The organism is Acidovorax benzenivorans, from assembly GCF_028680575.1.
Lineage (GTDB): Bacteria > Pseudomonadota > Gammaproteobacteria > Burkholderiales > Burkholderiaceae_C > Acidovorax > Acidovorax benzenivorans.
In genome coordinates, this window is record NZ_JAPCKI010000003.1 from 300,467 (window position 1) to 314,494 (window position 14,028).

The 14,028-nt window shown below is 63.5% G+C and carries 11 protein-coding genes; 6 read left to right on the forward strand and 5 right to left on the reverse strand.

Going from position 1 to position 14,028, the window contains the following annotated elements; all coding sequences use genetic code 11:
* Positions 1–14: 14 nt before the first annotated feature.
* Positions 15–1,850 (reverse strand): ABC transporter transmembrane domain-containing protein, encoded by a 1,836-nt coding sequence (locus tag OIN59_RS07280; protein ID WP_274108698.1) that lies wholly within the window; start codon positions 1,848–1,850, stop codon positions 15–17.
* 374 nt (positions 1,851–2,224) lie between these two features.
* Between OIN59_RS07280 and OIN59_RS07285 the strand changes: the two genes are divergently transcribed.
* From OIN59_RS07285 to OIN59_RS07305, 5 genes are all read left to right on the forward strand, one after another.
* Complete coding sequence (locus OIN59_RS07285; RefSeq protein ID WP_015013285.1) at positions 2,225–2,995, forward strand: ABC transporter ATP-binding protein; 771 nt, start codon at positions 2,225–2,227, stop codon at positions 2,993–2,995.
* Complete coding sequence (locus OIN59_RS07290) at positions 2,995–3,708, forward strand: ABC transporter ATP-binding protein (protein ID WP_274108701.1); 714 nt, start codon at positions 2,995–2,997, stop codon at positions 3,706–3,708. Before OIN59_RS07285 ends, OIN59_RS07290 begins: the two co-directional genes overlap by 1 nt.
* A 61-nt stretch (positions 3,709–3,769) precedes the next feature.
* The gene (locus OIN59_RS07295; protein ID WP_274108703.1) at positions 3,770–4,966 is read left to right on the forward strand and encodes an ABC transporter substrate-binding protein; all 1,197 of its coding nucleotides are present in this window, start codon (positions 3,770–3,772) and stop codon (positions 4,964–4,966) included.
* Between the two features lie 133 nt (positions 4,967–5,099).
* Positions 5,100–5,984 (forward strand): branched-chain amino acid ABC transporter permease, encoded by an 885-nt coding sequence (locus OIN59_RS07300; protein ID WP_274108705.1) that lies wholly within the window; start codon positions 5,100–5,102, stop codon positions 5,982–5,984.
* Between the two features lie 12 nt (positions 5,985–5,996).
* Complete coding sequence (locus OIN59_RS07305) at positions 5,997–6,998, forward strand: branched-chain amino acid ABC transporter permease (RefSeq protein ID WP_274108707.1); 1,002 nt, start codon at positions 5,997–5,999, stop codon at positions 6,996–6,998.
* 59 nt (positions 6,999–7,057) lie between these two features.
* Here the strand turns inward: OIN59_RS07305 and OIN59_RS07310 are convergent, their stop codons facing one another.
* From OIN59_RS07310 to OIN59_RS07325, 4 genes are all read right to left on the reverse strand, one after another.
* Positions 7,058–8,227: a lipocalin-like domain-containing protein gene (locus OIN59_RS07310; protein ID WP_407655067.1), complete on the reverse strand. Its 1,170-nt coding sequence runs from the start codon at positions 8,225–8,227 to the stop codon at positions 7,058–7,060.
* Positions 8,228–8,247: 20 nt separating this feature from the next.
* A complete protein-coding gene (locus tag OIN59_RS07315) occupies positions 8,248–9,303 on the reverse strand; it encodes a PLP-dependent cysteine synthase family protein (protein WP_274108709.1) in 1,056 nt (351 codons plus the stop codon).
* A 151-nt stretch (positions 9,304–9,454) separates the two neighbouring features.
* Entirely contained in the window at positions 9,455–10,402 is a 948-nt protein-coding gene (locus OIN59_RS07320; protein ID WP_274108711.1) for a hypothetical protein, read from the reverse strand.
* A 340-nt stretch (positions 10,403–10,742) separates the two neighbouring features.
* Positions 10,743–13,403 carry an FtsX-like permease family protein gene (locus OIN59_RS07325; RefSeq protein ID WP_274108713.1) on the reverse strand — a complete coding sequence of 887 codons (2,661 nt, stop codon included), beginning with the start codon at positions 13,401–13,403 and terminating at the stop codon, positions 10,743–10,745.
* Between the two features lie 170 nt (positions 13,404–13,573).
* Between OIN59_RS07325 and OIN59_RS07330 the strand changes: the two genes are divergently transcribed.
* Entirely contained in the window at positions 13,574–14,002 is a 429-nt protein-coding gene (locus tag OIN59_RS07330; protein WP_274108715.1) for an Hsp20/alpha crystallin family protein, read from the forward strand.
* The last annotated feature ends 26 nt before the right edge of the window (positions 14,003–14,028 follow it).

Here is a 14,028-nt window from a genome sequence, read left to right on the forward strand (position 1 = left end):
GCGGGGGACCTGAATCAAGTGGTGAACTGCAGCGCTGCCAGACGTGCATACACGCCGCCTTGTGCCAGCAACGTGCTGTGTGTGCCTTGCTCCACGATCTGCCCATGGTCCAGCACCACGATGCGGTCCGCGTTTTGCACGGTGGCTAGGCGATGGGCGATCACCAGCGTGGTCCGTCGGCCGGTATGGCGCTGCATGGCAGTGTCCAGCGCTGCCTGCACCATGCGTTCGCTTTCTGCATCCAGGGCGCTGGTGGCTTCGTCCAGCAGCAACAGGGGTGGGTTTTTGAGCATTGCACGGGCGATGGCGATGCGCTGGCGCTGACCGCCCGACAGGCGCACGCCCCGCTCGCCCAGAAACGTGTGGTAACCCTCAGGCAGGGCCATGATGAAGTCGTGCGCAAAGGCGGCTTGGGTGGCCGCCTTGACCTCCTCGTCGGACGCGTTGGGGCGTCCGTAGCGGATGTTGTCCATGGCAGAGGCGGAGAAGATCACAGCATCCTGGGGCACAGTGCCCGTATGGGTTCGCAGCGAGTCCAGCGTCAGGTCGCGGATGTCCACACCGTTCAACAGAATGCGTCCTCCTGCTGAACCTTGTGCACCCGCCGCCCTGTCTCCATCCACGTCATAAAAGCGCTGCAGCAACTGAAACACCGTGGTTTTGCCTGCCCCGCTGGCGCCCACCAGTGCCACGGTCTCGCCGGGCGCCAGGTGCAGCGAGAAGTCCTGTAGCGCTGGTTGGTCCGGGCGCGATGGGTAGTGAAACTGGACCTGGTCAAACTGCACCTCCATGCCTTGCCCGGAGGTTGGAAGCCGTTTGGGCGTCGCAGGATTTGCTACGGGTGAGCGGCTGGACAGCAGTTCCATCAAGCGCTCGGTGGCACCTGCGGCACGCAGCAGATCCCCATACACCTCGCCCAGAACCGCCACCGCACTCGCCAGCAGAATGACGTACACCACGGTCTGACCCAGATGGCCCGCACTCATCTGCCCGGCCAGCACGGCTTCCGTGCCACGGTATAGCCCCCACAGCAGCAGGGCTGCGTTGGCAATGATGATGAAGGCCACAAGCAAGGCGCGCGCCTTGGTGCGCTTGACCGCCGTGTGAAAGGCGTCCTCAGTGGCCCGCGCAAACCGCGTGGCCTCGCGCGGTTCTGCGGTGTAGCTCTGCACCACGGGGATGGCGTTAAGCACCTCTGCCGCGATGGCGCTAGAGTCCGCCACCCGGTCCTGGCTGTCGCGCGACAGTCGGCGTACCCTTCGCCCAATCCACATCGTGGGCAGTACCACCAATACCACGGCCAGTAGCACCACCGACATCACATAGGGATTCGTCCACACCAGCATGACCAGGGCGCCGAGGCCCAGAACCGCATTGCGCAGCCCCATGGACAGCGATGAGCCGACCACGGTCTGCACCAGCGTCGTGTCGGACGTCAGCCGCGAGAGCACCTCCCCGGTCTGTGTGGTCTCAAAGAACTGCGGGCTTTGCTGCAGCACATGGCTGTAGACAGCGTTGCGCAGGTCAGCGGTGACGCGCTCGCCCAGCCAACTCACCATGTAAAAACGTGCGGCCGAAAACCCGCCCAGTGCCATGGCAACGGCAAACAGTTCTTCAAAATGTCCGCGAAGTGCCATGGCCTGTGCTCCCCGGTCGCCGGTGCCGCTGACCAGCCCCCCATCAATGAGGTTGCGCAGTGCCATGGGAAACGCCAGTGTGGCCAACGCTGCCAGCACCAGGAACACCAGCGACAGCGCGATGCGTGCCCGGTAGGGGCGCAGAAATGGCAGCAGCCCCGTGAGCGAGCGGGGCGCGCCCCGGGTGGGCGTGGAAGAGAGTAGGGATGCCATCGTGTCAGTGTAGAGCGCGGTGACGAGCGCCGGGCAACCGGGCGACGGCCCCACGTCCGGCGCGGCGGAAGCATCCGCTGTGAAAGGCTGGGGATGTCAGCAAAAAGTCAGTGATGGGTTCGGGGCTGCACGACCTGCGCATGCGGGTCTCCAGGTCTGGTGTAGCGTCAGATTGAGCGCTGGCGCGCCGCACGTGCCGGTGCCGCCACTTAGCCGTGGAACCTCAGGGCGGGTACGTAGGCATTTATACATAGGCATTAGTCCCAGTATCTACTGCAGGGTAGGGAGACATACCATGCGTTGCGATCCAATCTTCCTGGAGACCTTGTCGCAAGGCTCCTCTTTTCAGCACCCTACGGAGCGGCCAAGGCGCAATGAGCGACGTCATTCTTGAAACCAACAGCCTGACCAAAGAGTTCAAGGGCTTCACTGCCGTCAGCGATGTGAACCTGGCCGTTCGGCGCGGTTCCATCCATGCGCTGATCGGTCCCAATGGTGCGGGCAAGACCACGTGCTTCAACCTGCTCACCAAGTTCCTGGAGCCGACCTCGGGTGTCATCCGCTTCAACGGGCACGACATCACGCGAGAGCAGCCCGCGCAGATTGCGCGTCGTGGTGTGATCCGCTCGTTCCAGATCTCGGCCGTGTTCCCGCATCTCACACTCATCGAGAACGTGCGCCTGGGCCTGCAGCGCAAGCTGGGCACGTCGTTCCACTTCTGGCGCAGCGAGCGCACCTTGCGCCAGCTCGACGACCGTGCCATGCAACTGCTGACGGAGGTGGGGCTGGAAGACCTCGCCGATGAAGTGACTGTGAACCTGCCCTATGGCCGCAAACGCGCGCTGGAGATCGCCACCACGCTGTCGATGGAGCCCGAGCTGATGCTGCTGGACGAGCCCACGCAAGGCATGGGCCACGAAGATGTGGACCGCGTTACCCAGCTCATCAAGAAGGTCTCTGCGGGCCGCACCATCCTGATGGTGGAGCACAACATGAAGGTGGTCTCAACAATAGCCGACCGCATCACCGTGCTGCAGCGCGGCGCCGTGCTTGCCGAAGGGCCCTACGCAGAAGTCTCCAATAACCCCCAAGTCATGGAAGCCTACATGGGCACGACCGACGGCCAACTGCAGGGAGCGCACTGATGGCTGGCGTTCCCGCACTCGAAATCAAGAACCTCGAAGCCTGGTACGGCGAGTCGCATGTGCTGCACGGTGTGGACATCGTCGTCCAGCCGGGCGAGGTGGTCACGCTGCTGGGCCGAAATGGCGCGGGCCGCACCACCACCATGCGCGCCATCATGGGCCTGACTGGCGCGCGCAAGGGCTCGGTCAAGATCAACGGCGTAGAAACCGTGAACATGCCCACGCACCGCATCGCGCATCTGGGCGTAGGCTACTGCCCCGAAGAGCGTGGCATCTTCTCCAGCCTGTCGTGCGAAGAAAACCTGCTGCTGCCGCCCGCCCTCAAAACGGGCACACCCGGCATGTCGGTGCAGGAGATCTATGCCATGTTCCCCAACCTGGCAGAACGCAAGAACAGCCAGGGCACACGCCTGTCGGGCGGCGAGCAGCAGATGCTGGCCGTGGCCCGCATTCTGCGCACCGGGGCCAACCTGCTGCTGCTCGATGAGATTTCTGAAGGCCTCGCGCCGGTCATCGTGCAGGCACTGGCCCGCATGATCAAGATGCTTCGCGAGAAGGGCTACACCGTGGTCATGGTGGAGCAGAACTTCCGGTTTGCTGCGCCGCTGGCTGACCGTTTCTACGTCATGGAGCATGGCCGCATCGTCGAGAAATTCGGGGCCTCCGAGCTTGAAGAAAAGATGCCCGTGCTGACGGAGCTGCTGGGCGTCTGAGCCCCGTGTAGATACCTTTCCCCCACCGTTTTCTTCCACCACACCCACAGGAGACAAATCCATGAAGAAACAACTCAAAGCTCTGGCTCTGATGCTGGCCGCTGCCGGCCTGGCTACCTCGGCCGCGCACGCGCAAGACAAGGTCAAGATCGGTTTCATCACCGACATGTCCAGCCTGTATGCGGACTTGGAAGGCAAAAACGGCGCGATGGCCATTCAGATGGCGATCGACGACTTTGGCGGCAAGGTGCTGGGCATGCCCATCGAACTGCTCACCGCAGACCACCAGAACAAGGCCGACATCGCAGCCTCCAAGGCTCGCGAGTGGATTGACACCCAGGGGCTGACCATGGTGTTTGGTGGCACCAACTCGGGCACCGCGCTGGCTACAGCAAAGGTGGCTGCAGAGAAGAAGCGCGTGTACATCAACAATGGTGCGGCCAGCTCGGCGCTGACCAACGACCAGTGCACGCCCTATACCGTTCACTACGCCTATGACACGGTCGCTCTTGCCAAAGGCACCGGTTCGGCCATTGTCGACACGGGCGGCAAGAGCTGGTACTTCCTGACTGCCGACTACGCCTTTGGCCATGCGCTGGAGGCCGACACCAGCACCGTGGTCAAGGGCAAGGGTGGTACCGTGGTCGGTGGCGTCCGCCATCCACTGAACGCGTCGGACTTCTCGTCCTTCCTGCTGCAAGCGCAAAACTCCAAGGCGCAGATCCTGGGCCTGGCCAATGCGGGTGGCGACACCATCAATGCCATCAAGGCCGCTAAGGAGTTCGGCATTGGCAAGACCATGAAGCTGGCCGGTCTGCTGATCTTCTTGAGCGACGTGCACAGCTTGGGCCTGCGCAATACCGAAGGCCTGCAGTTCACCACCAGCTGGTACTGGGACCTGAACGACGACACACGCAAGTTTGCCGCCAGGTTCTTCGAAAAGGCCAAGCGCATGCCGACCGAAATTCAGGCCGCTGACTACTCCGCCACCATGAACTACCTCAAGGCCGTGGAAGCCGCCAAGACGGTGGACGCCGACAAGGTGATGACGACCTGGAAGGGCATGAAGATGAACGACTTCTTCGGCTCGGGCCAGATCCGCGCCGACGGCCGCTATGTGCATGACATGTACCTGATGGAAGTGAAAGCCCCTGCTGCCTCCACCAAGCCTTGGGACTACTACAAGCTGGTCAAGAAGCTGCCTGGTGACTCCGTTTTCACCACCAAAGCCGAGAGCAAGTGCGCGCTCTGGAAGTAAACCTCTGAGAGAGAACGCCCTAGGGTGCGCGTACGCGCGTGCCCTGGGGCTGATCCGGGGCTCGTAGAGGTTGCCCGAAACACCCTCTCCTCGCCCGACCTGACCCCTTCACCACCACCTGCAGCTGCCTCCCATGGAAATCTTTGGTGTCTCATTGCCCGGCCTGTTGAGCCAGCTCCTGTTAGGGCTGGTCAACGGATCGTTTTATGCAATTCTCAGCCTGGGGCTGGCCGTGATCTTTGGCCTGCTCAACGTCATCAACTTCGCGCACGGGGCGCTGTTCATGACGGGAGCGCTGATGACCTGGATGGCGATGAATTATTTCGGCATCAACTACTGGTGGATGCTGGTGTTGGCGCCGCTGGCGGTGGGGTTGTTCGGGGTGCTGATCGAGCGCTTGCTGCTGCGCTGGATCTACAAGCTCGATCACCTGTACGGCCTGCTGCTCACGCTGGGTCTCACGCTGCTGATCGAAGGCGTGTTCCGCTCTATCTACGGCGTGTCGGGCCTGGGCTACGACACGCCCGAGTTGTTGGAGGGCGCGACCAACCTCGGCTTCATGATCATGCCTAACTACCGGGCTTGGGTGGTTGTGGCGTCGGTGGTCGTGTGCCTGGCCACCTGGTATGTGATCGAAAGAACCAAGCTCGGTGCGTACCTGCGCGCCGGCACCGAAAACCCACGTCTGGTGGAAGCCTTCGGCATCAACGTGCCTGTGATGGTGACCCTGACCTACGCCTTCGGCGCAGCGCTGGCGGCCTTCGCTGGCGTGCTGGCGGCCCCTGTGTACCAGGTCACACCGCTCATGGGCCAGAACCTCATCATCGTGGTGTTTGCCGTGGTGGTGATTGGTGGCATGGGCTCCATCATGGGCTCCATCCTCACCGGGCTGGGCCTGGGCGTCATCGAAGGCTTCACCAAGGTGTTCTACCCCGAAGCCTCTTCCACCGTGGTGTTTGTCATCATGGTCATCGTTCTTCTCATTCGCCCCGCCGGCCTGTTCGGCAAAGAAAAATAAGGGGCCGTCAGCATGAATTCCAAGAACACTGCCACCATTGGTTACGGCCTGCTGCTGCTGGCCCTCATTGCCGCGCCTTTCCTCGGCGCCTATCCTGTCTTCGTGATGAAGCTCATGTGCTTTGCACTGTTTGCTTCGGCGTTCAACCTGTTGCTGGGTTACACCGGCCTGCTGTCCTTTGGCCATGCAGCCTTTCTGGGGGGGGCCGCCTACGTGGCCGGGCATGCCATCAAGGTCTGGGGGCTGACCCCGGAGGTCGGCCTGCTGCTCGGCACCGCTGGTGGCGCGCTGCTGGGCCTGCTGTTTGGTTGGCTGGCCATCCGCCGCCAAGGCATCTACTTCTCGATGATCACACTGGCGCTGGCGCAGATGTTGTTCTTTGCCTGCCTGCAAGCCCCCTTCACGGGCGGTGAGGACGGCCTGCAGGGCGTACCGCGCGGCAAGCTGTTTGGCTTGATCGATCTGCAAAGTGACCTGGTCATGTATTACGTGGCGCTTGTGGTGGTGGTGCTGGCCTTTTTGGTCATCGTGCGCACCATCCATTCGCCGTTTGGCCAGGTGCTCAAAGGCATCAAAGAGAACGAACCCCGCGCCATCTCGCTGGGCTACGACACGCACCGCTTCAAGCTCTTGGCCTTTGTGTTGTCGGCGGCACTGGCGGGTCTGGCTGGTTCCCTCAAGACCTTGGTGCTGGGCTTTGCCACGTTGTCGGACGTGCACTGGACCGCCTCGGGCCAGGTCATCCTGATGACGCTGGTGGGTGGCCTGGGCACATTGTCGGGCCCGCTCATCGGCTCTGCGGTGGTGGTGTTGCTGGAGAACAAGATTGGCGAATTCGGCAACCTGCTGGCCGCACTGACCAGTGTGGAGTGGTTCAAGACCCTGGGTGAATCGGTCACCATGGTCACGGGCCTGATCTTCGTGGTCTGCGTGCTGGCTTTCCGCCGGGGCATCATGGGCGAGATCATTGCGTGGCTGGCTCAGCGCCGCGCGGGCAACTCCAACAAACATTGAGCAAGTGACCCCGCCGCCTTGTGGTGGGGCACCCTTCAGACATCAGGCCGCTGCAGCCTTCACAGGCGCAGCGGCTTTGTGTATCCGGTCATCTCCAGGTAGCCCTTGCCCACGGACTGGCCCGTGGGGGCCATCAGGTCAGACAGCCCCTCCCAATAGATCGCACCCGTCGATCCGCTGCTGTCCAACTCCTGGTTGTCCAGCAGCGCGTTCACCTCAAAGGCGCCGGTCGGCGTCTGCACCCGCCACTGCACCGGGTAGCGCGCGCCGCTGCGCGGGCTGGTCCACCAGCGCAGAGGGGTGAACACCACAGACTGCGCATCAAACACTTGCACAGGCTGCCCTGGTGCCCGCCACGACCCGCCTGCCCACAACGCAGCGCCATCTGCCCGCCGCAGGCGAAACGCCGTGAGCGCGCTGCCGTCGTGCAGGTTCATCCCGATCCAGTCCCACCCCTGGGCCTCGGGGTGCAGCAGCGCCTCGCTCCATTCGTGGTCCATCCAGGCGCGGCCGGTGTCGGGCGCGACTGCCATGCGTTTGCCCCTCACTGTCAGGGTGCCGCTGACAGCAAGTTGAGGCTGGCTGTAGTAGTAACTGGCCTGCTCCGCATCCGGCCCCTTGCGGGACAACCCCTGCAGCCCTTGCAACAGCACGGGCTGGGTGCTGTCGAACACCAGGTCCAGCCCAAACTCGCTGCCCGCAATCTGGGCGGTGTAACGGCTGGTCATAAAGTCCGGCTTTTCGCGTGCGGTGTCACTGCGCTCCAGCGTCCAGTCCTGCAGCCGGATGCGGGTGTCCTGTTCGCTGGCTTGTGCCACCCCAAACCCTGCACGCGCAATACGCTGGTCGTGCATCAGCCGCTGGCCGCGCACATCGGTGATGGCGGCATGCGCAAACAGCAGCTGTTTGGCCGCAAACGCAGACTGCAGCTGTTGCGTGCCATCGACCCGCGAACGAAAGAACGTGAGTTGAAACCCCCAGGGCTGCCCCTGCGTCTGCATGTGACCGGTGATGTACCACCATTCGGTGCGCAGCTCCGGGTGGCTGCCGTGGTCGCGTGGAAAGGTCAATGCGCGCGCGGGCAAGGCATGCGCCGCATCCGGTAACCACCCTGCAGCAACTATTGCCGCCAGACCCATGGGTACCTGCGTAGTCAGCCATTGGCGGCGCGTGGCCACAGGGCCGTGTTGTGACGCGAAGGGACCTGAAGGCAAAGCACAAGAGGGCATGGGGCGGAACGTGGCTGGCGTCAGCCGAGCAGTGCGTCCATCTTCTGCTGCGCCGCCGAGCAGTCACCAAATGTGCGGTCCACCCACGCGGTGTCGAAATACGTGGGCAGATACCGCTCGCCCGCATCACACAGCAGCGACAGGATGGAGCCGCGCTCGCCCCGTTCGCGCATCTCGCTGGCCAGCGCGAGCATCGCGACAAAGTTGGTGCCGGTGGACGGCCCGACGCGCCGCCCCAGCAGTTGTGACAGCGCACGCATGGCGGCAATGGATTCGCAGTCCGCCACATCCACCATGCGGTCCACCAGTGTGCGGATAAAACTCGGTTCCACACGCGGGCGCCCAATGCCCTCGATGCGCGAGCCCGGTGCCGTCAGCTGCGCATCGCCCGTGCGGTGATAGGCGCTGAACACCGATCCAGCCGGGTCGGCCACACACACCTGCGTGGCATGGCGCTGGTAGCGCACATAGCGGCCAATGGTGGCGCTGGTGCCGCCCGTGCCCGCACCCACCACAATCCAGCGCGGAACCGGGTGCGGCTCGCGCGCCATTTGCGTGAACATGCTCTCGGCAATGTTGTTGTTGCCGCGCCAGTCGGTCGCACGCTCGGCATAGGTGAACTGATCCATGTAGTGGCCGCCCGTCTCTTCGGCAATCGCACGGGCTGCGTCGTACACCGCGCCCGCGCTGTCCACAAAATGGCAACGCCCGCCGTGGAACTCGATCTGCGCGACCTTCTCGGGCGAGGTGCTGCGCGGCATCACCGCCACAAACGGCAGCCCCAGCAGACGCGCAAAGTAGGCCTCACTCACCGCCGTGGAGCCGCTGGACGACTCGACGATGGTCGAGCCCTCATGCACCCAGCCATTGCACAGCGCATACAAAAACAGCGACCGCGCCAGCCGGTGCTTCAGGCTGCCCGTAGGGTGGGTGGATTCGTCCTTGAGGTACAGGTCAATGCCGTGCGCGGCAAAGGCGGGCAGCCGCAGCGGGATCAGGTGCGTGTCGGCACTGCGCTGGTAGTCGGCTTCGATGCGGGCGATGGCTTCGTGGAGCCAGGGGGAGGGGAGGGGCATGAGGGATGTATTGGTAGTTGGGCTGGGTTCACAAGACGCTGGAAGGCAAATTGGGCACATCTTGAGCTGCTGGCTTCCCATCTGAATTCTTGTGTTGCGCTCAGGGAGCGAAAACGCTGTGTGCTAGAACATGCGCACGAGCTTCCGGGTTCTACCGTGTTGCTTCAAAGTAGATCGGCAGCATGCGCAAGGGACCGTCCTGTGTTTGTGCTGTGGCCACTGCGTCTGGCAGATGCGGGGACCCCAGACTAATCGCATTGGCAAGCGGGATACTCACATCGCAAGATGCTCCTGGGTTTAGGAGCAACTCGTGCTGCCCCTCTGTCAGCTCGACGCAGCCTTTATTTGCATGAAGGTAGACATCGCGGTGTTCACCCCTTGCTTTTTGATAGACCAGTGCATATGTGTTGCCACCAACGGTGAGGGACTGAATGAAGTCGGGACGAATCTTCACAGGTCGATTTGTTCGGTTCTCAAGCTTCATCTCGATGCCTCCGTTGACCATGTAGCTCACGGAATGCACAGCACTCGACACCTTTTGCGCTGTATAGCTTCGAACCTTCGGTTTGGCGTCCTCTATTTTCTGCTTCGCGGCCATTTCTTGTAGTGCTGATTCGTTGGTGCCGATGAACTCATCGCTCAGAAGCTTGGCCAAATTGTTGGCGTTGAATTGCACTAAGGCGCCGGACGGCGCGTAGATGAAATTGACGGTTTCGACCACGCCTGAGAGTTCCCTACCCACAAAACCTGCATAGAAGACGACTTGACGAAATCCTAAAGGGCCGAAATCAACGCAAGCGAACGGCTGTATGTCGGCAACCCAACTCATTTCTTTGGGCTGAATATTCAGTCGTTGAGCAAAACTCTCAACCACGACCTCTGACGCAAGTCGAACCTTCGTCCCCTTTTTGAGCGCTGCGGTACGTGCTGCCTTGACGCGCTCAGCCGAAACGTTCGCTTCCCTCAACGCTTCCTGAGATGGCTCGTTGTCCCATCCCAGGGGCTTTTCGTAAACGTTCCATAGCGAACCTGCCTTGTGTGCTTGGGCTTCGCTACCGCGAGTTCTGCAGGCTGCTCTCAGCCGTTCGTAAACTACCACCGTAGACGGCGTATTGCGCTTCGTCCTGACGTCGCGGATGACTGTGGAACCATCTGGGGCGATGTCAGGGTCGCGTTCAAATGCTTCACTGACTATGCGAACTATTGGGTCCGAGTTCGTCGACGGGTTTGTGGAGGCGTACGCTAGTCCTGTTGAGGTTAACAATAGGACTAACGTTATCAGTAGTTCATGGCGCATTATTTGAGGTGTGTCTAGGTTGTGAAGTGTGCTAATCGCGGCGGGGGAGCTGAGAAAAGTTTAACGAAGAGATCCGTGCGAGATACGCCGCTTGCGGCGTGTACTGATTCTTGCTGATCTCATTTAGCGAGCGTTATTCAGTTCACCAGTCTTCTTTCACCGCCATCACCGCATCCTTCCCCGCCGCTGCCCTCCCCGCCAGCCAGGCCGTCGCTGTGCCGGACACGATCACCGCCAGGCACAGGCCCAATAGCCGACCACCGGGCACATTGAGGTTCATCGTCCAGTGAAAACTCTGCGGGTTGACCACATGCACCAGCACCACGGACACGGCCAGCCCCAGCAGCACGCCCGCAGCGGCGCCCACTGCCGTCCAGGCGGCGCCTTCGCTGGCGACCACGGTCAGGATCTGCCGCCGGGTGAGGCCCAGGTGGGCCAGCAGGCCAAACTCTTTGCGGCGGGCCAGCACCTGGGCGCTGAAGCTGGCGGCCACGCCGAACAGGCCGATGCCGATGGCCACGGCCTGCAGCCAGTAGGTGACGGCGAAGCTGCGGTCAAAGATGCGCAGCGAGCGTTCGCGGATGGCGCTGGCGGAGCTGAATTCCACCAGTGCCTCGTTGTCGCCCGTGGCGGCACCCGCCCCAGTGGAGGGCTGGCGGCCGACTTGCGCCGCTGCCAGCGCGCGGATGGACTGCTGCAGGGCGGATAGATCGGTGCCTTCGCTGGGCCACAGGGCCAGGTCGCTGGTGCGGGCGTCGCCGGTCAGGCGCAGCCACACGGCGCGGTCCATCACCACGGCGCCGGTTTGCCGGGCGTAGTCCCGCCAGATGCCTGCTATATAAAAGATAGCTGCTGGTGCTTTATTCTCTTGCGCTTGAGGGCTAAAAGCCTTGGAAAGTGCGGGCCACTCCATGCCGGGGCGCAGGCCGTACAGGTCCACCACGGCTTCGCTGATGTACACGCCGGTGCGACCGGGGGGCACGGGCAGAGCCTCATCCACCAGGGGCAAGCGCTGTGCGGGGTCGTCACCCAGCGGGCGGCTCAGCAGCATCAGGGCTGGCAGGGTGGGCGACAGCTGCAGTGGGCTGGCACGCAGGGCTTGTACACGGGCCAGGCCTGGTAGCTGGGCCACCGCTTCTGCAAAACCCGCAGGCAGCAACGCGGCCTCGGTACCGCCCGTGCTGCCCGCACTGATGGCCGAGCGCACATACAGCGGCGACGGCAGCACCGCGTCCAGCCACTGCGTGACCGAGCCGCGAAAGCTCGCCACCATCACCGTCAGCGCCACGGCCAGGCTGAGGGATGTGACCACACCGCCCACGGCAATGGCCGCGCTGCCACGCATGCGCCGTGCGCGCTCCAGCGCCAGCAGCGGCAGCACATGCCGCGCGGCCAGGGGCTGCAGCCACGCCAGCAACCTGGCCATGCCCCATGGCAGCAAGGCGATGCCGCCCACCAGCAGCAGCGCGATGGCCAGGTAGGCAGCCAATGGGATGCCAAATACGGGTGGAGCGAAAGTCAGTATTGCGCCGGTAGCTATCAAAACGATACCAATCATGCCGTTGTCCGTCTGGCTGGCTGCGGCGCCAAGGCCCTTCAAGGTTTGGGCGGGGGGCAGGGTCTGAGCGGCGCGGGCAGGCCACCAGCCGCCCACCAAGGCTGCCGCTACGCCCAGTGCGCCATACACCAGGGCTGCGGGGGCGCTCCATTGCAGCGCGGGCCGCACGCCCGCAAAGTAGCCGCCGCCCAGGTCGCCGCCCAGCAGTTGCAGCGCGGTGGCCGCCAGCGCGGTGCCCAGCGCAATGCCCATCACGCTGCCCAGCAGGCCCAGCGCTGCCGATTCGGCCAGCACCAGCGCCAGCCGCTGGCGCGGCGTGGCGCCCAGCACAGCCAGCAGCGCAAACTGCGGCCCGCGCTGCGCCACGCTGAGCGCCAGCACCGAGAACACCAAAAACGCCCCGGTGAACAGCGCCACCAGCGCCAGCACGGTCAGGTTGACCCGGTAGGCGCGTGACAGGTTGCTGATGCGCTGGGTGGCATCGCCGGGCTGCGCTAGCACCAGATTGGTCGGCCAGTCGGGCTGCGTGCGCAGCGTGGCCTCCCACGCGATGCGGTCGGTGCCGGGCTGCAGTTGCAGGTCGATGCGGGTGAGTGCGCCCGCGCGGCCAAACAGGTCCTGCGCGGCGCCGATGTCCATCACGGCCAGCGGGGCGCCGCCTGCCGTCACGGTGCCCGCCACCTGCACGGTGAGCGTTTGTTGCAAGCCCACCTGCAGCGTGAGCTGGGGCAGGGGGGACGCGGCCGCAGGAGACAGGCCCAGCGCCTGCAGGGCAGCCGTGTTGAGGAACACCGTGGCGGGTGCAAAGAGGGCGAATCGGTCTGTGCCGTCCCAAGGGCGTGGCATGAGCGCGGGGGCCGTGGTGGGCAGCAGCAGTGCATCGGCGCCCAGCACGCGCAGCGGGGTGCGCCCGGGGCTGGCATTGGCGTTGGTAGTGCCCACCTGCGCCACGGCCGACAGCTCCAGCAGCGGGCTGGCGCGAGCCACCTGCGGGTCAGTGGCCAGGCGTTCGTACAGCGCCTCGGGCAGGTGGCCCTGCATGGCGCGCAGCTCCAGGTCGGGCTGGCCGTTGACGGCGCGCACGGCCTGCGAGAACTCGTCCAGCGCCGACGCATTGATCACATGCACCGCAAACGCCAGCGCCACGCCCAGCATGACGGCTGCCACCGCCGCCGCACTGCGCCAAGGGTGGTGGCGCAGGTCTTGCCAGGAGAAAGTGCGAAGCAGGGCGAGCATGGCCTGCATTGTGGCCGCAGGGGCTGTTAGCGGCGGCGTTTGATGCGCATCAACCTTGCGTTGTGCACCCTCTTGAAGTGCCGAAAGGTTGCGCCTATCTTGGCAGCGGGGTCTGCACTCCTGCGCAGGCCCGGTTGTCTGTACCAACCCCTTTCAACCTCTTTTCAGGAGCCAAAACCATGAACTCTCTCGTGAACCGCGGCAGTCTGTTTGACGACTTCTTCAAGGACATTGCCCCCGGTTTTTATGTGCGCCCGCTGCATGGAGACAACCTGCCGTCGCCTGGTCAGATCAAGGTCGATGTGAAGGAAACCGAAAGTGGCTACACGGTGCAGGCTGAGGTGCCCGGCGTGGCCAAGGAGGACATCCATGTCTCGCTCGAAGGCAATGTGGTGAGCCTGCGCGCCGAGGTGCGCCAGCACGATGAAAAGCGCGAGGGCGAAAAGGTGCTGCGCAGCGAGCGCTATTACGGCGCCGTGGCCCGCAGCTTCCAGCTGCCCGCCGATGTGGACGCCGCGCAGGCCAAGGCCAAGTACGACAACGGCGTGCTGACGCTGACACTACCCAAGAAGGTGAACAAGGCGGCGCAGCGGTTGAATATCGAATGAGCCAGCCCGCGCTGAGGCTGCCTCTT

Excerpts from the sequence above, each read along its gene's own strand:
- OIN59_RS07295 (WP_274108703.1), top strand. The coding sequence starts at position 3,770 with ATGAAGAAACAACTCAAAGCTCTGGCTCTGATGCTGGCCGCTGCCGGC.
- OIN59_RS07310 (WP_407655067.1), bottom strand. The coding sequence starts at position 8,227 with ATGCCCTCTTGTGCTTTGCCTTCAGGTCCCTTCGCGTCACAACACGGC.
- OIN59_RS07280 (WP_274108698.1), bottom strand. The coding sequence starts at position 1,850 with ATGGCATCCCTACTCTCTTCCACGCCCACCCGGGGCGCGCCCCGCTCG.
- OIN59_RS07330 (WP_274108715.1), top strand. The coding sequence starts at position 13,574 with ATGAACTCTCTCGTGAACCGCGGCAGTCTGTTTGACGACTTCTTCAAG.
- OIN59_RS07325 (WP_274108713.1), bottom strand. The coding sequence starts at position 13,403 with ATGCAGGCCATGCTCGCCCTGCTTCGCACTTTCTCCTGGCAAGACCTG.
- OIN59_RS07290 (WP_274108701.1), top strand. The coding sequence starts at position 2,995 with ATGGCTGGCGTTCCCGCACTCGAAATCAAGAACCTCGAAGCCTGGTAC.
- OIN59_RS07285 (WP_015013285.1), top strand. The coding sequence starts at position 2,225 with ATGAGCGACGTCATTCTTGAAACCAACAGCCTGACCAAAGAGTTCAAG.
- OIN59_RS07300 (WP_274108705.1), top strand. The coding sequence starts at position 5,100 with ATGGAAATCTTTGGTGTCTCATTGCCCGGCCTGTTGAGCCAGCTCCTG.
- OIN59_RS07315 (WP_274108709.1), bottom strand. The coding sequence starts at position 9,303 with ATGCCCCTCCCCTCCCCCTGGCTCCACGAAGCCATCGCCCGCATCGAA.
- OIN59_RS07305 (WP_274108707.1), top strand. The coding sequence starts at position 5,997 with ATGAATTCCAAGAACACTGCCACCATTGGTTACGGCCTGCTGCTGCTG.